Annotated in this window: 2 protein-coding genes; both read right to left on the bottom strand. The window is 72.1% G+C overall.

All coding sequences use genetic code 11. The features are described 5' to 3' along the window. Nucleotides 1-461: response regulator (locus tag AC27VN_RS42180; protein ID WP_490880622.1), on the bottom strand; the 461-nt coding region annotated here is incomplete at its 3' end. Then, nucleotides 433-1,084: response regulator (locus tag AC27VN_RS42175; RefSeq protein ID WP_490880621.1), on the bottom strand; the 652-nt coding region annotated here is incomplete at its 5' end. The genes AC27VN_RS42180 and AC27VN_RS42175, both read right to left, overlap by 29 nt.

Below are 1,084 nucleotides of genomic sequence, written 5' to 3'. Positions count from 1 at the left end.
ACGAAGACCACGCCCATGCCGGCCACGTCGACCGCGTCGCGCGCCATGCGCGTGATGCGGGCGTTGCGCGCATGGGTGTGCAGGCGCGCCAGCACCTCCTGCGCGCGGATCGGCTTCACCACGTAGTCGACGCCGCCGCATTCGAAGCCCTCGACCACGTCGGCGGTTTCCGAGAGGCCGGTCATGAAGATCACGGGGATGTGCGCGAGCGCCGCGTCGGCCTTGATGCGGCGGCAAGTCTCGAAGCCCGAGAGGCCGGGCATCATGCCGTCGAGCAGGATGGCGTCGGGCACCACCAGTTCGAGCCGCTGCAGCGCCGATTCGCCGTCGGCCGCCACCAGCACGGTGTAGCCGCTGGCCTCGAGCGTGTCGCACAGCATGCCGAGGCTGCTGGGGGCGTCGTCCACCACCAGCACCACGGGGCGTTCGGCTTCAGGAAGGGGAGGCGAGGGTGTCTGCATCTTCGGCGAGGGCCTTGCGGAGGGAGTCGAGTTCGAAGCGCGCGACCATGCCGCGCAGCCAGGTGCAGGTGGCGGCCGCGCCCGGCGACTGGGCGGCCAGCCGGTCGAGCGCCTGGTGCAGGCCGCGCACGTGGCCCATCTGCACCAGCCGCATCAGCTCGGCGCGGTCGTCCTCGCCGAGCAGCAGCCGGGGTGGACGCGCGGGCGCGAGCTCCTCGTCGGCCCGCGGGCGCAGCGCGTCGGCGGCATCGAGCCATTCGAGGCCGAGATGGCGCTCGAGCGTGGCGATCAGTTCCGACTCGATCACCGGCTTGCCCACGAAGGCCTGGCAGCCGGCGGCGCGCAGCCGCTCGGCCTGGTTCTCGAACATGTTGGCCGAGACGATGATGATCGGCAGCGCATCGAAGCCCGAGGCGCGCACCAGGCTCGCGGTCTGCCAGCCGTCGAGGTCGTCCATGCTGAGGTCGAGCAGGATCGCCGAGGGCAGCTCCTCGCGCAGGCTGTCGAGGCACTCGGTGCCGCTCGCGGCCTCGCGCACCTCGAAGCCCAGCGGCGCCAGCATGCCGGCCAGCATCTGGCGCTGCACCGGCTGGTCGTCGACCACCAGCAGCGTGCGGCGCTCG

This window comes from Variovorax sp. 20P10.2.4 (assembly GCF_058244205.1).
The sequence above is the reverse complement of the archived record's forward strand: the minus strand, read 5'-3'. Positions and strand labels throughout refer to the sequence as shown.